A 17,127-nucleotide genomic window follows, 5' to 3' on the forward strand; every position below is an offset into this window, starting at 1 on the left:
CTCCGCCGTTACTTTTTCGAGAAGATCGAGCGCGCCAGGACGTTCAGTCCGAGCACCCCGAGCGTAATCAGGAACACGCCCGCCCACGCGAGCGACTGCCATTCCGCGAACGGGCTCATCGCGAACTTGTAGATCGTGACCGGCAGGTTCGCCATCGGCTGGCTCATGTCCCACGAGAAGAACTGGTTCGACAGCGCGGTGAACAGCAGCGGCGCCGTTTCGCCGGCGATCCGCGCGACCGCGAGCAGCACGCCCGTCACGATCCCGCCGACCGACGCGCGCAGCGTGATCTTCAGCACCATCCGCCACTTCGGCGTGCCGAGCGCGAAGGCCGCTTCACGGAGCGCATTCGGCACGAGCTTCAGCATGTTCTCGGTCGTGCGGATCACGATCGGAATCTGCAGCAGCGCGAGCGCGATGACGCCAGCCCAGCCCGAGAAACGTCCCGACTTCGCGACGACGATCGCGTACACGAACAGGCCGATGACGATCGACGGCGCCGACAGCAGGATGTCGTTGATGAAGCGGATCGTGCTCGCCAGCAGGTTCTTCTGGCCGTATTCGGCGAGATAGACGCCCGCGAGGATGCCGATCGGCGTGCCGACCAGCGTGCCGAAACCGCACAGCAGCAGGCTGCCGACGATCGCGTTCGCGAGACCGCCGCCTTCCGTGTTCGGCGCCGGCGTCGATTCGGTGAACAGCTGCAGCGACAGGCCGCCGACGCCGAGATGGATCGTCGTGTAGAGAATCCACACGAGCCACAACAGGCCGAATGCCATCGCACCGAGCGCCGCGGCGAGCGCGATCGCGTTGATCGCCTTGCGCTTGCGCTGCAGGCGGTTGCGCATCGCGTCGAGCGCGGCGCCGGTCGGTCCCGGGAAATTCATGACGGGCTCGCTCATTTCTTGCCCTCTCCCTTCTCGAGGCGAAGCAGCAGCAGTTTGGAGATGGACAGCACGATGAACGTGATCACGAACAGGATCAGGCCCAGTTCCATCAGCGCGGACGTGTGCAGCCCCGGTTGCGCTTCCGCGAATTCGTTCGCGAGCGCCGACGTGATGCTGTTACCCGGCGCGAACAGCGACACGCTGTCGAGCAGGTTCGTGTTGCCGATCACGAAGGTCACGGCCATCGTCTCGCCGAGCGCGCGGCCGAGGCCGAGCATCACGCCGCCGATCACGCCGGTCTTCGTGTAGGGCAGCACGACCTTCCACATCACTTCCCAGGTCGTGCAGCCGATGCCGTATGCCGATTCCTTCAGCAGCACCGGCGTGACCTCGAACACGTCGCGCATCACCGAGGCGATGTACGGGATGATCATGATCGCGAGGATCACGCCGGCCGCGAGAATGCCGATGCCGATCGGCGGGCCCGACGTCAGGGGACCGAGCACCCACACGTCCTTGAACAGGCGGCCGAGCGGCTTCTGGAAGTATTCGGCGAAGATCGGCGCGAACACGAGCAGCCCCCACATGCCGTACACGATCGACGGAATCGCGGCGAGCAGCTCGATCGCGATGCCGAGCGGGCGGCGCAGCCACACGGGCGACAGCTCGGTGAGGAACAGTGCGATGCCGAAACTGACCGGCACCGCGATGACGAGCGCAATGATCGACGTCACGATCGTGCCGTAGATCGGCACGAGTGCGCCGTAGATGTCCGAGTTGGGATCCCACTCGGATTGCCACAGGAAGCCGAGGCCGAACTTCTGGATGGTCGGCATCGACGCAATGATCAGGGAAACGATGATCCCGCCCAGCAACAGCAGGGTCACGATCGCGGCGAGCCGCGCAAGGCCGCCGAACAGGACATCCCCGAGACGGCTCGGCGCGCGCTGCTGCGCACTGTCGGGCGATCGGGAGGACGTGTATGAAATATCAGACATGGGTGCCTGCTTTTGATCGCCGGGCGCCGTAACGCCCGGCTTTACCGCACACACTGCCCGACCGGCACGGCCGGGCAGCGAACCGCTGGATGGCTTACTCGGCGGCGACCGGCTTGCCCGAAGCGTCCGTCACCTTCGTCTTCCACTGCTTGCGGATTTCCGTCTCGACCGACGCCGGCAGCGAGATGTAGTCGAGGCTGTCGGCGGCCTTCTCGCCGTTCTTGAACGCCCAGCTGAAGAACTTCAGCGTTTCCGCGCCCTGCTCCGGCTTGTCCTGCTTCGCGTGCAGCAGCACGAACGTCGCGCCGACGACCGGCCAAGCTTCCTTGCCCGGCTGGTTCGTCAGGATCTGGTAGAACGACTTCGACCAGTTCGCACCGGCTGCCGCGGCCTTGAACGTTTCCGTCTTCGGCTCAACCACCGTGCCCGTCGAGTTCTTCAGGGCAGTGTAGGTCATGTTGTTCTTCTTCGCGTACGCCCACTCGACATAGCCGATCGCACCCGGCAGGCGCTGCACGAAGGCCGCGACGCCGTCGTTGCCCTTGCCGCCCGTGCCCGTCGGCCAGTTGACCGTCGTGCCTTCGCCGATCTTCGACTTCCACTCGTCGTTGACCTTCGACAGGTAGTTCGTCCAGATGAAGCTCGTGCCCGAGCCGTCAGCGCGGCGGACCACCGCGATGTCCGTATCCGGCAGCTTGACCTTCGGGTTCAGCGCGGCGATCGCCGGGTCGTTCCACTTCTTGATCTTGCCGAGGTAGATGTCGCCGAGCACCGGGCCCGACAGCGTCAGTTCGCCGGCCTTCACGCCCGGCACGTTGACGACCGGCACCACGCCGCCGACCACCGTCGGGAACTGGAACAGGCCTTCCTTCGCGAGTTCTTCATCCTTCAGCGGTGCGTCCGAACCGGCAAAATCGACCGTTTTCGCGACGATCTGCTTCAGGCCGCCCGACGAGCCGATGCCCTGGTAGTTGACCTTCGAACCGCCGGACTGCTGGTAATCGGCAGCCCATTTCGTATAGATCGGCATCGCGAACGTGCTACCTGCGCCCGTGATGTCGGCAGCGTGGGCGGCGACGGCGAAAAGCGCGCCAGCCAGGCCGGCAATCGCGGTTTGCATCAATTTCATGAGACCTCCAGTGTGTGAGCGGATGACTACGGCACCGCGAAGGTTAGGGGCTGCTCATGACGGTAATGTGACAATCGATGAAACTGGCGTGACAGTAACATGACTGGTTGAAAGGGAATATCGGGCGGCGTGTCGGGACGCCGGAGCGGCGGTGGCGGCAAGAATTGCCTGGCTCGCAGAGATGGGAATGACGCCCGTCTTCGAGGGCGCGCGGACGCATGGTAGCGCAGCGTCAGCCGGGCGGGAAGCCGGTTTCGCGGTCGCTGCAATCGTGGGGTCGGATACCTGATGAAATCGGAATAATGCGTTTGCCGAAGTGCGTCACTTATAGGTATGGCAAACCTTTGCGTCTGACAAAAACGACGGCGCCCGAAGGCGCCGCATGCGAATTCATCGGAAGCCGGCGCGCGGGCGGGCGGACCGCCGCGCGCGCCTGCCGCTGGTCAAGTCGTTGCAGCCCGCACCGCGTCGGCGATCGTCTCCGCGTGGCGCACCGCATCGGCCGCCTGCTGCGCTTCGACCATCACGCGCAGGACGGGCTCCGTGCCGGACGCGCGGATCAGCACGCGACCGCTGCCCGCAAGCGCGGCTTCGGCTGCATCGATCGCAGCGCGAATCGACGCGCTGCCCTTCCAGTCGGCGCCCGGCTTCATCCGCACGTTGATCAGCTTCTGCGGAAACAACGTGACGCCGTCGAGCATCTGCGCGAGGGTGCGGCCGCTGCGCTTGAGCGCCGCCAGCACGAGCAGTGCCGACACGATGCCGTCGCCGGTCGAATGCCGGTCGAGCGACAGGATGTGGCCCGACCCTTCCGCGCCGAGCTGCCAGCCGTGCTCGCGCAACTGCTCGAGCACGTAGCGGTCGCCGACTGTCGCACGGACGAACTTCACGCCCTCGCGCTGCAGCGCGACTTCGACCGCGAGGTTTGTCATCAGCGTGCCGACCGCGCCGTCGACCTTGCCGTCGGTCGCGATTCGGTCCTTCACGAGCACGTAGAGCAGTTCGTCGCCGTTGTACAGGCGGCCGGTCGCGTCGACGAGCTGCAGGCGGTCGGCGTCGCCGTCGAGCGCGATGCCGAGATCGGCGTGGTTCGCCCGCACCGCGCGCACCAGCGCGTCCGGCGCGGTCGCGCCGACGCCGTCGTTGATGTTGAAGCCGTTCGGCGCGACGCCGATCGGGATGACGTCCGCGCCGAGTTCGTGGAACACGTGCGGCGCAATCTGGTACGCGGCGCCGTGCGCGCAATCGATCACGAGCTTAAGGCCCCGCAAGTCGAACGCGGCCGGGAACGTGCTCTTGCAGAACTCGATGTAGCGGCCGGCCGCGTCGTCGAGGCGACGCGCCTTGCCGAGGCCGTCGGACGGCGCGCATTCGAGCGGCTTGTCGAGCCACGCTTCGATCGCGGCTTCGATGTCGTCGGGCAGCTTGTTGCCGTCAGCCGAGAAAAACTTGATCCCGTTGTCGTGATAAGGGTTGTGCGACGCGCTGATCACCACACCGGCCGACAGACGCAGCGCACGCGTCAGGTACGCGACGCCGGGCGTCGGCATCGGGCCGGCCAGCATCACGTCGACGCCGGCCGCAGAGAAGCCGGCCTCGAGCGCGGCTTCGAGCATGTAGCCCGACACGCGCGTGTCCTTGCCGATCAGCACCGTCGGACGCGAGCCTGCCGCGACGTCGGCGGAGCCGGCCAGCACCTTGCCGGCCGCGTAGCCGAGGCGCAATACGAAGTCCGGCGTGATGGGCGCTTCGCCCACCGTGCCGCGAATGCCGTCCGTGCCGAAATATCGACGTCCCATGAGTCCTTCCTCCTTCGTCTTTCTGACTTGCTTATCGTTGCCGTGCGGCTGCGCGCACGGTATTCCATACTTTCAGCGCATCGACCGTCGCCGCGACGTCGTGCACGCGCACGATCGCGGCGCCCCGCTCGACCGCGCACACCGCAGCCGCCACGCTCGCCGCGACGCGTTCCATCGGCGGCTTGCCGCCGATCACCGCACCGAGCATCGACTTGCGCGACATGCCCGCGAGAATCGGATAAGCGCGCCCGTCGGGACGCGCGGGCGCCGTGTCCGGCAACGCGGCCAGCAGCGCATAGTTGTCGTCGACGACCGCCTTGCCGAACCCGAAGCCCGGGTCGACGCAGATGCGCTCCGCCGCCACCCCCGCGTCGCGCAGCGCCTCGGCGCGCGCGGCGAGAAAATCGCGCACGTCGGTCACGACGTCGCCGTAGTCGGGCTCGCCCGCCTGCATCGTCTGCGGCTCGCCGAGCATGTGCATCGCGCACAGTCCGCTATTGCCGTCGCGCACCGCATCGATCGCGCCCGGCTGGCGGAACCCCCAGATGTCGTTGATCAGGTCCGCACCGGCGGCTAACGCCGCGCGCATCACGGCCGGCTTGTAGGTATCGATCGACAGCGGCACGTTCAGCGGCCGCAGCGCCTCGACGAGCGGAATCACGCGCGCGAGCTCCTCGTCGAGCGGCACCGGCGGCGCACCGGGGCGCGTCGATTCGCCGCCGATGTCGAGCAGGTCCGCGCCGTCGGCAATCATCCGCTCGGCCTGGCGCAGCGCATCGTCGCGCGCGAGGAAGCGGCCGCCGTCGGAAAACGAATCGGGCGTGGCGTTGAGGATGCCCATCACGAGCGGGCGTTCGAACGTCAGTTCGAAGCGGCCGCACTGGAGCGGCGCGGGAATGAACGGGGACACAGCGGAATCGGACACGAGCAACGGGCGTGGATGAATGCAAAACGGGCCGGTGTGAAGCCACACCAGCCCGTGAACGGCGTTAAAGCGGAGATTATGCCGCCGGCGTAGCCGGTGCCGGCGCGCTGCCGGGCTTGACCTCGGCGCTGCCGCCGCCCGACGAATCGCCGCCGACAGCCGGCGAGCTCTTCGGCGAGCGCGGCGGACGGCCTTCCATGATGTCGTTGATCTGATCGGCGTCGATCGTCTCCCACTCCATCAGTGCGGCGGTCATCGCCTCGACCTTGTCGCGGTTATCTTCGAGCAGGCGGCGTGCGAGGTTGTACTGCTCGTCCAGCACGCGGCGGATTTCCGAGTCGACCTTCTGCTGCGTCGCCTCCGAGATCGTGCGCGTGAAGCCGCGGCCGAACGGCGACGCATCGTTCTCGTCGTCGACGTAGACCATCGGGCCGAGTGCGTCGGTCATGCCGAAACGGGCCACCATCGCACGCGCGGTCTGCGTGGCCTTGTTGAAGTCGTCCGATGCCCCGGTGCTAACCAGGTTCATGAACAGCTCTTCGGCCACGCGGCCACCGAACAGGATCGCGAGGCGGTCCAGCAGGTAATCCTTCGAATACGTCTCGTTGTCATGCTCCGGCAACTGCCACGTGACGCCCAGCGCGCGACCGCGCGGGATGATCGTGACCTTGTGCACCGGGTCGGCCTTCGGCAACAGCTTCGCGATGACCGCGTGGCCCGACTCGTGGTATGCCGTCGCGCGCTTCGCTTCCTCGCGGATCACGGCGGACTTGCGCTCCGGACCCATGAAGATCTTGTCCTTCGCGTCCTCGAAATCCTGCATCTCGACGATACGCTTGCCGCGACGGGCGGCGAACAGCGCAGCCTCGTTCACGAGGTTCGCGAGATCGGCGCCCGAGAAGCCCGGCGTGCCGCGTGCGATGACCGCCGCGTCGACGTCGTTCGCGATCGGCACCTTGCGCAGGTGCACGCGCATGATCTGCTCGCGGCCTCGGATGTCCGGCAGGCCGACATAGACCTGACGGTCGAAACGGCCCGGACGCAGCAGCGCCTTGTCGAGCACGTCGGAACGGTTGGTCGCGGCGATCACGATGACGCCCGAATTCGCCTCGAAGCCGTCCATCTCGACGAGCATCTGGTTCAGCGTCTGTTCGCGCTCGTCGTTGCCGCCGCCCATGCCGGCGCCGCGATGACGGCCGACCGCGTCGATTTCGTCGATGAACACGATGCACGGCGCATGCTTCTTCGCCTGCTCGAACATGTCGCGCACACGGGCCGCGCCGACGCCGACGAACATTTCGACGAAGTCCGAACCCGAGATGCTGAAGAACGGCACCTTCGCTTCACCCGCGATCGCGCGGGCGAGCAACGTCTTGCCGGTACCCGGAGGGCCGACCAGCAGCACGCCGCGCGGAATGCGGCCGCCCAGTTTCTGGAATTTCTGCGGATCGCGCAGGAAGTCGACGAGCTCGGACACTTCTTCCTTCGCTTCGTCGCAGCCCGCGACGTCGGAGAAGTTCACCGCGTTGTTGTTCTCGTCGATCAGCCGCGCACGCGATTTCCCGAACGAGAATGCGCCGCCTTTGCCGCCCCCCTGCATCTGCCTCATCATGTAGAACCAGAACACGATGATCAGGATCGTCGGCCCGAGGTAGTACAGCGCGGACATCAGCGCGTTCGGCTCGTCGTCGGCCTTGCCGCTGACCTGCACGCCGTACTTCATCAGATCGCCGACCATCCAGATGTCGCCGGGCGACACGATCTGGTATTTCTGGCCATCAGCCGGAGTGACGGTGAGGTTGCGCCCCTGAACGATGACGTTCTTGACCTTGCCGTTCTTGGCGTCGTCCATGAACTGCGAATAGGACACGCCTTCCTGGACGCGGGGCTTGTCGAACTGCTTGAACACCGTAAACAGCACCAGTGCGATCACCAGCCACACCGCTGCCTTCGAAAACATATTGTTGTTCAAAGCACCACTCCTTCACTCGTAGACGAGCGCCTACATTTTCCTTGCGGCGCCCCTCGGTCATTCTAATCCAGTCCGACCACCCCCGCCATAAGCATTGACAACCGCCGCGATAGCGCTTCGCTTGTCTGGCAAGGGCCGGAGCCCGTTTGCGGCACCGCACTCCGCGTCAACGCGGATGCTTCAGCTGCCGACCCAAAATGAACGTTTCGGACGATTTGTCGCGGGATGCCTTGGGCTTGCGTGGCGCGACAACCTTAAACTGCTGTTTGAACTTCTCGACGATCTGGCTGTAGCCGCTGCCGTGAAAGCACTTCACGAGCAGCGCACCGTCCGGCTTCAGATGGTTCTGCGCGAATTCGAGCGCCAGATCGCAGAGATGCTCGATGCGCGCCGCGTCCGCCGAGGCCACGCCGGAGAGGTTGGGGGCCATGTCGGAAATAACAAGGTCCACCGCGCGGCCTTCGAGCACTTCTTCGAGCTGGTGGAGGACGTCGTCCTCGCGGAAGTCGCCCTGCAGGAAGTGGACGTCGGCGATCGGATCCATCGGCAGGATGTCGAGCGCAACGATCGTGCCGTCGATGCCGCCTTCGCGCTCCGCGTCACGCTTCTTGCCCTGCGCGAGCTTGTTGCGGGCATACTGGCTCCAGCTGCCCGGCGTGGCGCCGAGATCGACGATTACCTGGCCCGGACGGATCAGCTTGTCCTGCTCGTCGATTTCCTTCAGCTTGTACGCGGCGCGCGCGCGATAGCCCTCCCGCTGCGCCATTTTGACGTACGGGTCGTTGATGTGGTCGTGCAGCCAGTGCTGGTTGAAGCGGTTTTTTGCCATTCGAGAGAGAGATTGCTGCCAATTGCTTCGTGAAGCCGCGCTTTTAGCGGATAATACGCGTCTTCTTCGCGCGGCTGCGGCCCCTTTTCAGGCCCAAGCCGCGATTTTACGTGGTTTCGGCGCACGGCTGATGCGGGAAAGTCCCGCGATCGCTTTTCAGTCAGCGCGCCCTTATTTAGATTTCGACATTTCCATGCCCGCCCTTTCGCTTTCTCCCGCCGAGCGCTCCGCGCTGCGCTCCCAGGCCCATGCGCTCAAGCCCGTCGTGCTGATCGGCGCCGAAGGGCTGACCGACGCCGTGCTGAAGGAAATCAAGGTGCACCTCGACGCGCACCAACTGATCAAGATCCGCGTGTTCGGCGACGAGCGCGACGAACGCATCGCGATCTACGACGAGATCTGCGACCGGTTGAACGCGGCCCCGATTCAGCATATCGGCAAGCTGCTGGTGATCTGGAAGCCCGAAGCCGCAGCGGCCCCGGCCCGCGGCCGTCGTGCCGGTGCGCTGCCCAGCGCGGCAGAAGCCGCCGACGACAAGAAAGGCCGCGCCCCGCGCACCGTCAAGGTCGTCAAGGTGTCGCCGAACGCGAGCCCCGTGCGCCGTCCGAGGCCGGTGAAGGTCACGGTGCGCGGCAACGAACGCGTGACGGCAGGCGGCACCGTGAAGCGCGCTAAAAAGCGCCAGGCCAGCACCAAGCGGCCGTTTCAGGACAAGTAACATGCCTGCGCGGCACGGATTCCCGTGCCGCCCTGCCCCAGCGCGGCGCTCAGGCGTCGCGCGCCGGCAGACGCCAGATCAGCATCAGCCCCAGCACGCTTTCGACCAGATAGAACACGCTCGAAACGCCGTGCAGCATCCCGAAGCGGCTCGCATACGGCGAATTCGCGATATCGGTGCCCGCATCCATCGCGGCCACACGCAGCGCGTTCATGAACGGCTGCAGCGCAAAATACCCGACCAGCACGCATACGACCATCGCGGCGACGATCCAGCGCACGCGGCGATACTCGCTGCTGCCGCGCCGCACCTGCTGATTCGACAACGCGAGCAGCAGCACGCCGCACACGACGCCGAGGATCGCCTCGATACGGAACAGCTGGGCGGCGACCGAACCGGCCGTCATCCGTTCCAGCGTCTTGAACAATACGGGCGCGACCGCATACCCGATCGTCAGCAGGCTGCCGACCCACACGGCCGACAGCAGACGGAACACGCGATGCGGCATCACGTCGCCCCGCTTCAGATGTAGCTGACCGAGATGATTTCGTACTCGCGCACGCCGCTCGGTGCCTGCACGGCCGCGACGTCGCCTTCGGACTTGCCGATCAGCGCACGTGCGATCGGCGAGCTGACCGAGATCAGGCCGTGATCGATATCGGCTTCGTCGTCGCCGACGATCTGGTACTTGACGGTGTCGCCCGACTCGAGATCCTCGAGTTCGACCGTCGCGGCGAACACCACGCGGCCATCGGCGTCGAGCACCGTGGGATCGATGATTTGCGCGGCGGACAGCTTGGATTCGAGTTCCGCGATGCGGCCCTCGATAAAACCCTGCTTTTCCTTCGCTGCGTCGTATTCGGCGTTTTCGGACAGATCGCCCTGTGCGCGGGCCTCCGCGATCGCGTTGATCACGGCCGGCCGCTCGACGGACTTGAGGCGCTGCAATTCATCGCGCAGTTGCTCTGCGCCACGCTTTGTCAACGGAATGGTGCTCATAAACGGCTCAATCGCTAAAAACGGCTATAAAAAAAATCACCGCGATTAAGCGCGCTTCCGATGCACTGGAAACACCGCCTAATCGCGGCACGTGTTGCTTCGACAGGTAACTGACTGCTTAGTTTAGGCGAGCGTGAAGACCTTGTAAATCATAGACTTCCAGATCCTTCAGGTAGCGCAAGCCTTCAACGGCCGCGCGCGCGCCCGACATCGTCGTGTAGTACGTGACCTTGTGCGCCTGCGCGCTCATGCGGATCGAGCGCGAATCGGCGATCGCCTGGCGCGTCTCGTCGACCGTCGTGAACACGAGTGCGATCTCGCCGTTCTTGATCATGTCGACGATGTGCGGACGGCCGTCCTTCACCTTGTTCACGACCTTCACTGGCACGCCGGCCGCTTCGATCGCGGCTGCCGTGCCCTTGGTCGCGACGATCGGGTAGCCGAGGTCGTGCAGCATGCGCGCGACTTCGACGGCCTTCGGCTTGTCCGCGTCCATCACGGTCAGCAGCACCGTGCCCGACTCCGGCAGGCGCGAACCGGCCGCGAGCTGCGACTTGAACAGCGCTTCGCCGAACGTCTGGCCGACGCCCATCACTTCGCCGGTCGAGCGCATTTCAGGCCCGAGGACCGGATCGACGGTCGGGAACTTGACGAACGGGAACACCGCTTCCTTCACGCTGAAGTACGGCGGCTCGACTTCCTTCGTCACACCCTGCTGCGCGAGCTTCTGGCCGACCATCGCGCGCGCCGCGATCTTCGCGAGCGGCAGGCTGGTCGCCTTCGACACGTACGGCACAGTGCGCGACGCGCGCGGGTTCACTTCCAGCACGTAGATGATGTCCTGCTTCGAGCCGTCCGCCTGCGGCACCTGCTGGATCGCGAACTGCACGTTCATCAGGCCGACCACGTTCAGCGCCTTCGCCATCGCGCCCGTCTGGCGCTTCAGCTCGGCCACGGTTTCCTTCGACAGCGAGTACGGCGGCAGCGAGCATGCCGAGTCGCCCGAGTGGACGCCCGCCTGCTCGATGTGCTCCATCACGCCGCCGATGAACACGGCTTCGCCGTCGCAGATGCAGTCGACGTCGCACTCGATCGCGTCGTTCAGGAAGCGGTCGAGCAGCACCGGCGAATCGTTCGACACCTTCACGGCCTCGCGCATGTAGCGCTCGAGGTCGCGCGGCTCGTGGACGATTTCCATCGCGCGGCCGCCGAGCACGTACGACGGGCGCACGACCAGCGGATAGCCGATTTCGTCGGCCAGCGCGAGCGCTTCGTCTTCGGCGCGCGCGGTGCGGTTCGGCGGCTGGCGCAGGCCGAGGTCCTGCAGCAGCTTCTGGAAGCGTTCGCGGTCTTCGGCCGCGTCGATCATGTCCGGCGACGTGCCGACGATCGGCACCCCGTGCGCCTCGAGGTCGAGCGCGAGCTTCAGCGGCGTCTGGCCGCCGTACTGGACGATCACGCCGACCGGCTTTTCCTTGTCGACGATCTCGAGCACGTCTTCCAGCGTCAGCGGCTCGAAGTACAGGCGGTCGGACGTGTCATAGTCGGTCGACACCGTTTCCGGGTTGCAGTTGACCATGATCGTTTCATAGCCGTCCTCGCGCATCGCGAGCGCCGCGTGCACGCAGCAGTAGTCGAACTCGATGCCCTGGCCGATCCGGTTCGGGCCGCCGCCCAGCACCATGATCTTCTTGTTCGTGGTCGGCTGCGCCTCGCACTCTTCCTCGTAGGTCGAGTACATGTAGGCCGTTTTCGTCGCGAACTCGGCCGCGCACGTGTCGACGCGCTTGTAGACCGGACGCACGTTCAGTTCGACGCGGCGGCGGCGGACGTCTTCCGGCGTCGCGCCGAGCAGCTTCGCGAGGCGGCGGTCGGAGAAGCCGCTCTGCTTCAGGTAGCGCAGCTCGTCGAACGTCAGCGATGCGAGCGTGCGGCCCGACAGCGCCTTTTCCTTCAGGATGATCTGCTCGATCTGCTCGAGGAACCATGGGTCGATCGCGGTTTCCGCGAAGATTTCCTCGGCCGTCATGCCGATGCGGAACGCATCGCCGACGTACCAGATACGGTCCGGACCCGGCTCGTGGATCTCGATCGCGATCTCGTCGCGGTTGGTCGACTTCTCGTCGAGGCCGTCGACACCGACTTCGAGGCCGCGCAGCGCCTTCTGGAACGACTCCTGGAACGTGCGGCCGATCGCCATCACTTCGCCGACCGACTTCATCTGCGTGGTCAGGCGCGAATCGGCTTCGCGGAATTTCTCGAACGCGAAACGCGGGATCTTCGTGACGACGTAGTCGATCGTCGGCTCGAACGACGCCGGCGTCTGGCCGCCGGTGATTTCGTTCTTCAGCTCGTCGAGCGTGTAGCCCACCGCCAGCTTCGCCGCGACCTTCGCGATCGGGAAGCCGGTCGCCTTCGATGCGAGCGCCGACGAACGCGACACGCGCGGATTCATCTCGATGACGACCATGCGGCCGTCCCGCGGGTTGATCGAGAACTGCACGTTCGAGCCGCCCGTGTCGACGCCGATCTCGCGCAGCACCGCGAGCGATGCGTTACGCAGGATCTGGTATTCCTTGTCGGTGAGGGTCTGTGCAGGCGCTACCGTGATCGAGTCGCCGGTGTGCACGCCCATCGGGTCGAGGTTTTCGATCGAGCAGACGATGATGCAGTTGTCGGCGCGGTCGCGCACGACTTCCATCTCGTACTCCTTCCAGCCGAGCAGCGACTCTTCGATCAGCAGCTCGCGCGTGGGCGACAGGTCGAGACCGCGCTTGCAGATCTCTTCGAACTCTTCGCGGTTGTACGCGATGCCGCCGCCCGAGCCGCCGAGCGTGAACGACGGACGGATCACGACCGGGTAGCCGCTGCCGCCCGTCTCCGCCATGATCTCGGCGTGCACCTTGGTCGCCTCTTCCATCGAGTGCGCAATACCCGACTTCGCGGAACCGAGACCGATCTTGGTCATCGCTTCCTTGAACTTCTGGCGGTCTTCCGCCTTGTCGATCGCTTCCGGCGACGCGCCGATCAGCTCGACGCCGAACTTCTCGAGCACGCCGTGGTGGTGCAGGTCGAGAGCGCAGTTCAGCGCGGTCTGGCCGCCCATCGTCGGCAGGATCGCGTCCGGGCGCTCCTTCTCGATGATGCGTGCGACGACTTCCCAGGTGATCGGCTCGATGTAGGTCACGTCGGCCGTGTTCGGGTCGGTCATGATCGTCGCCGGGTTGCTGTTGACGAGAACGACCTTGTAGCCCTCCTCACGCAACGCCTTGCAAGCCTGCGCGCCCGAATAGTCGAACTCGCACGCCTGGCCGATGATGATCGGGCCGGCGCCGATGATGAGGATGCTCTTGATGTCTGTGCGTTTTGGCATGGCTTGTGAATTCAATAAGTAATCGTTGTCGTGGGTCGGCCGGCGGCGCTCAGCTCATGGTCGCGAGCGCCAGCTTCACCGAGAAACCGATGAACAGGCCGCCCACGCTGCTCGCCGCGCCTGCCGCGAGCTTGCGGCGGCGGCGAAAGTGCTCGGCGAGCCGCGCGCCCGCGAAGATCAGCGTGCTCAGGTAGAGGAAGCTCGCGCATTGCGCGATCGCCCCGAGCACGACGAACGACAGCGCGGGATGCGGGAATGCCGGGTCGACGAACTGGATGAAGAACGAGATGAAGAACAGGATGGCCTTCGGATTCAGCAGGCTCACGATCAGCGCTTTCCGGAGCGGCCGCTCGCCGTCGACCGCCTGCGGCGCCTCGACCGGCGCGTCGCCGCGCGCGCGCAGCTTGCGCCACGCGCTGCGCAGCATCCCGGTGCCGATGTACAGCAGGTACGCGGCGCCGCCGTACTTGACGACGGAGAACAGCAGCGGGTTCGCCTTCAGCAGCGACGCGACGCCCGCGGCGGACAGCACCATCAGCACGGTATCGCCGACGAACACGCCGCAGGCCGCGCGATAGCCGGCCTTCACGCCGCGCTGCGCGGCGAGCGACAGCACGTACATCGAGTTCGGCCCCGGCAGCAGGATGATGAAGATCACGCCGAACACGTAGGTCCAGATATCCGTGATGCCGAGTGCGTGGCCGAACATGATGTGAATCTCCCGTCCTTCGGTTGCGTCGATGACGTTAAGCGGTGCGCTGCTTCGCCGCGTCCATCAGCGCGGTGAAACGGTCGAACAGGTAGCCGATGTCGTGCGGGCCGGGCGACGCTTCCGGGTGACCCTGGAAGCAGAACGCCGGCTTGTCGGTCAGCTCGAAGCCCTGCAGCGTGCCGTCGAACAGCGACACGTGCGTCACGCGTGCGTTGGCCGGCAGCGAATCGGCGTCGACCGCGAAGCCGTGGTTCTGCGACGTGATCACGACACGGCCGTCGCCGAGATCCTTCACCGGATGGTTCGCGCCGTGGTGGCCCGTCTTCATCTTGAGCGTCTTCGCGCCGACCGCGAGACCCATGATCTGGTGGCCGAGGCAGATGCCGAAGGTCGGCACGCCGCGCTCGATGAATGCCTTGGTGGCCGCGATCGCGTAATCGCACGGCTCCGGGTCGCCGGGGCCGTTCGACAGGAAGATGCCGTCCGGATTCAGCGCGAGCGCATCTTCCGCGCTCGCCTGGGCCGGCAGCACGGTCACGTGGCAGCCGCGCTCCGCGAGCATGCGCAGGATGTTGTACTTGACGCCGAAGTCGTACGCGACGACGCGGTACTTCGGCGCTTCCTGCATGCCGTAGCCGCCTTCGAGACGCCATTCCGTCTGCTTCCACTCGAACGGCTTGGTGGTCGACACGACCTTCGCGAGATCCATGCCGGCGAGACCCTCGAACGAGCGCGCGAGCTCGATCGCCTTCGCTTCGTCATCCGAGCCCGTCAGGATGCAGCCGCTTTGCGCGCCCTTGTCGCGCAGGATACGGGTGAGCTTGCGGGTGTCGATGCCGGCGATCGCGACGACGCCTTCGTCGCGCAGATAGTCGCCGAGTGTGCGGTCCATGCGGAAGTTCGATGCGAGCGTCGGCAGATCGCGGATGATCAGGCCGGCGGCATGGACTTTCGTGGCTTCGACGTCTTCGGCGTTGACGCCGACGTTGCCGATATGCGGATAGGTGAGCGTGACGATCTGGCGCGAGTAGCTCGGATCAGTCAGGATTTCCTGATAGCCGGTGATCGCGGTATTGAACACGACTTCGCCGATCGTATGGCCTTCGGCCCCGATCGAATAACCACGAAAGACCGTGCCGTCGGCGAGTGCAAGCAAGGCGGGAGAAAAAGACGGCAACACGGGAGGCTCCTTGGGGAACACCCTGCTGCCGACCTGTTTACCCTGCCGCGCGAGCGCCGCGCTGCGTGGGCGCGCGTGGTCGCTAGCTGGACGCGGCCTGCGTTGTCGAGACGCGAACCCGGCGCGTGGCGCACGAGGCTTCGCGGCATCGCCCGGCAGGCGGCGTGCGGCGGATGAACGGGATGAATGAGGTAGGCGCTAGGGTGCGAGGTTGATCAGCACAAACTTTCAAATTATAGCCTGAAAATGGCCCTATCTTCAATGGATATGGCCGTCCGATCATGCGCGCGCCGCGAGCGGCAGGCGCAGCGCACCATGCTGCGACCCTGTTTTAGCGGCCGCCCCAGCCATCAGCGTACCGCCGGATCAGTGGGCTTGGCCAGCGCCGCGCGCGGGCCAGACGTACCAGACCGCGCTCGCGAGTTGCAGCGCGAGCAGCACGCCCCAGGCGGTGAAGTGCGCGGCGGCCGGATAACGGCCGTCGACCGCCGGCCAGTGCGACAACACGGCGCCGACGCCGATCTGGAACACGAAGATCAGCAGGAAGATCACGAGCGTGAGCGTCGTGTTCGCGCGACCGATCAGATGGGCGGGAAAGTGGCCGGCCATCACCGCGTAGGTCAGGATGCCCACGCCGCCGAACATCCCGTAGGCGGCCCACAGCACGGCCGGCGGCAACGGCACGCGCGCGACGATCGCGAGTTGCGTCGTGACGAACAGCGCCATGCCGATGCCGCAAGTCGCGTAGACCGACACGCCGCGCCGCTCGAGCACGCGCGCCGCCGCGCCGAAGCCGACGCAGCCGGCCATCATCGCGAAGCCGAGCACCGACACGAGGCGCGCGGCATGCGGCGCGTCGAATCCGCCGACATCCCGCAGATACGGGCCCACCCACAGCGACTGCATCGCATAGAACACGCCCTGCGTGACGACGGAGAACGACGCAATCTTCCAGAACGCCCGGCTCGTCAGGATGTGCCACGTGCCCTTGAACTGACTGACGAGGCCGCCCTGGTGACGCGCCTGCTGCGCGTCGGGCGCCCCGAAGCCGATCGACGCCGCGACGGCCACGGTCAGCACCGCGAGGCCGAAACAGATCGCGCGCCAGCTCGCCCAGCCGAGCAGCCAGGTCAACGGCGAGCCGACCATCACGCCGCCGAGGCCGCCCACGGCCATCACGAGGCCGTTGACGAGCGGCAGCCGGCCAACCGGGAAATGCTGCGCGAGCGCCTTGAACGCCGCACCGAGACAGACCGATACGCCGACGCCGATCAGCAGCCGGCCGACCATCATCGTGCCGATGCCATGCGCCGCACCGAACACGGCCGCGCCGGCCGCCGCGAACAGCAGCATGCCAGCCGTCACGCGCCGCGGGCCGAAGTGGTCGAGCATCACGCCGGCCGGGATCTGCGCGCCCGCGAAGCCGAGGAAATAGAGGCTGGTGAGCAAGCCGAGATCGGCGGCCGACAACCCGAGTTCATGCGTGACGAACGGCGCGAAGCCCAGATTGACGCCGCGAAACACATACGACACGAAATACCCGACCGAAAACAGCGCGAGCACCCTCACCTGCACCGACGACATCGCTCCCCCTTGTTCGATGAAG

General features: G+C 65.8%; 14 protein-coding genes. 1 reads left to right on the top strand and 13 read right to left on the bottom strand.

Translation table 11 applies throughout. The features are described 5' to 3' along the window. Positions 1 to 8: 8 nt before the first annotated feature. From pstA to HWX07_RS09710, 7 genes are all read right to left on the bottom strand, one after another. Entirely contained in the window at positions 9 to 902 is an 894-nt protein-coding gene (gene pstA / locus HWX07_RS09680; RefSeq protein WP_175876182.1) for a phosphate ABC transporter permease PstA, read from the bottom strand. Beyond that, positions 899 to 1,885, bottom strand: coding sequence for a phosphate ABC transporter permease PstC (pstC, locus tag HWX07_RS09685; protein ID WP_105798513.1), 987 nt, complete (start codon positions 1,883 to 1,885; stop codon positions 899 to 901). The genes pstA and pstC overlap by 4 nt, the downstream gene beginning before the upstream one ends. Positions 1,886 to 1,979: 94 nt before the next feature. Further along, positions 1,980 to 3,014 carry a phosphate ABC transporter substrate-binding protein PstS gene (pstS, locus tag HWX07_RS09690; RefSeq protein ID WP_006476338.1) on the bottom strand — a complete coding sequence of 345 codons (1,035 nt, stop codon included), beginning with the start codon at positions 3,012 to 3,014 and terminating at the stop codon, positions 1,980 to 1,982. A gap of 443 nt (positions 3,015 to 3,457) precedes the next feature. Continuing rightward, positions 3,458 to 4,813 carry a phosphoglucosamine mutase gene (gene glmM, locus HWX07_RS09695; protein ID WP_175876183.1) on the bottom strand — a complete coding sequence of 452 codons (1,356 nt, stop codon included), beginning with the start codon at positions 4,811 to 4,813 and terminating at the stop codon, positions 3,458 to 3,460. Positions 4,814 to 4,844: 31 nt separating this feature from the next. Continuing rightward, positions 4,845 to 5,786, bottom strand: a complete 942-nt coding sequence (folP, locus tag HWX07_RS09700; RefSeq protein WP_175807626.1) for a dihydropteroate synthase — start codon at positions 5,784 to 5,786, stop codon at positions 4,845 to 4,847. Between the two features lie 28 nt (positions 5,787 to 5,814). After that, entirely contained in the window at positions 5,815 to 7,710 is a 1,896-nt protein-coding gene (gene ftsH, locus HWX07_RS09705; RefSeq protein ID WP_011694248.1) for an ATP-dependent zinc metalloprotease FtsH, read from the bottom strand. 166 nt (positions 7,711 to 7,876) lie between these two features. Then, a complete protein-coding gene (locus tag HWX07_RS09710) occupies positions 7,877 to 8,539 on the bottom strand; it encodes an RlmE family RNA methyltransferase (protein WP_175876184.1) in 663 nt (220 codons plus the stop codon). A 193-nt stretch (positions 8,540 to 8,732) separates the two neighbouring features. On the opposite strand from HWX07_RS09710, the gene HWX07_RS09715 reads away from it, so the two are divergent. Further along, positions 8,733 to 9,257 (top strand): YhbY family RNA-binding protein, encoded by a 525-nt coding sequence (locus HWX07_RS09715; RefSeq protein ID WP_034174189.1) that lies wholly within the window; start codon positions 8,733 to 8,735, stop codon positions 9,255 to 9,257. Positions 9,258 to 9,306: 49 nt separating this feature from the next. Here HWX07_RS09715 and HWX07_RS09720 read toward each other — a convergent pair whose 3' ends face one another. The 6 genes from HWX07_RS09720 to HWX07_RS09745 form a co-directional block, all read right to left on the bottom strand. After that, the gene (locus tag HWX07_RS09720; RefSeq protein WP_006497614.1) at positions 9,307 to 9,765 is read right to left on the bottom strand and encodes a DUF4149 domain-containing protein; all 459 of its coding nucleotides are present in this window, start codon (positions 9,763 to 9,765) and stop codon (positions 9,307 to 9,309) included. A 14-nt stretch (positions 9,766 to 9,779) separates the two neighbouring features. Continuing rightward, on the bottom strand, positions 9,780 to 10,256 hold the full coding sequence (greA, locus tag HWX07_RS09725) for a transcription elongation factor GreA (RefSeq protein WP_006476345.1): 477 nt from the start codon (positions 10,254 to 10,256) through the stop codon (positions 9,780 to 9,782). A gap of 118 nt (positions 10,257 to 10,374) precedes the next feature. Then, a complete protein-coding gene (gene carB / locus HWX07_RS09730) occupies positions 10,375 to 13,629 on the bottom strand; it encodes a carbamoyl-phosphate synthase large subunit (RefSeq protein WP_012328237.1) in 3,255 nt (1,084 codons plus the stop codon). A 49-nt stretch (positions 13,630 to 13,678) separates the two neighbouring features. Then, positions 13,679 to 14,338, bottom strand: coding sequence for a leucine efflux protein LeuE (gene leuE / locus HWX07_RS09735; RefSeq protein ID WP_006476346.1), 660 nt, complete (start codon positions 14,336 to 14,338; stop codon positions 13,679 to 13,681). A gap of 37 nt (positions 14,339 to 14,375) precedes the next feature. Next, on the bottom strand, positions 14,376 to 15,521 hold the full coding sequence (carA, locus tag HWX07_RS09740) for a glutamine-hydrolyzing carbamoyl-phosphate synthase small subunit (protein ID WP_034174190.1): 1,146 nt from the start codon (positions 15,519 to 15,521) through the stop codon (positions 14,376 to 14,378). 366 nt (positions 15,522 to 15,887) lie between these two features. Beyond that, positions 15,888 to 17,105, bottom strand: a complete 1,218-nt coding sequence (locus HWX07_RS09745; protein WP_175876185.1) for an MFS transporter — start codon at positions 17,103 to 17,105, stop codon at positions 15,888 to 15,890. Positions 17,106 to 17,127: the final 22 nt, after the last annotated feature.

The sequence above is a fragment of the Burkholderia sp. BCC0097 genome (assembly GCF_902832985.1).
Lineage (GTDB): Bacteria > Pseudomonadota > Gammaproteobacteria > Burkholderiales > Burkholderiaceae > Burkholderia > Burkholderia orbicola.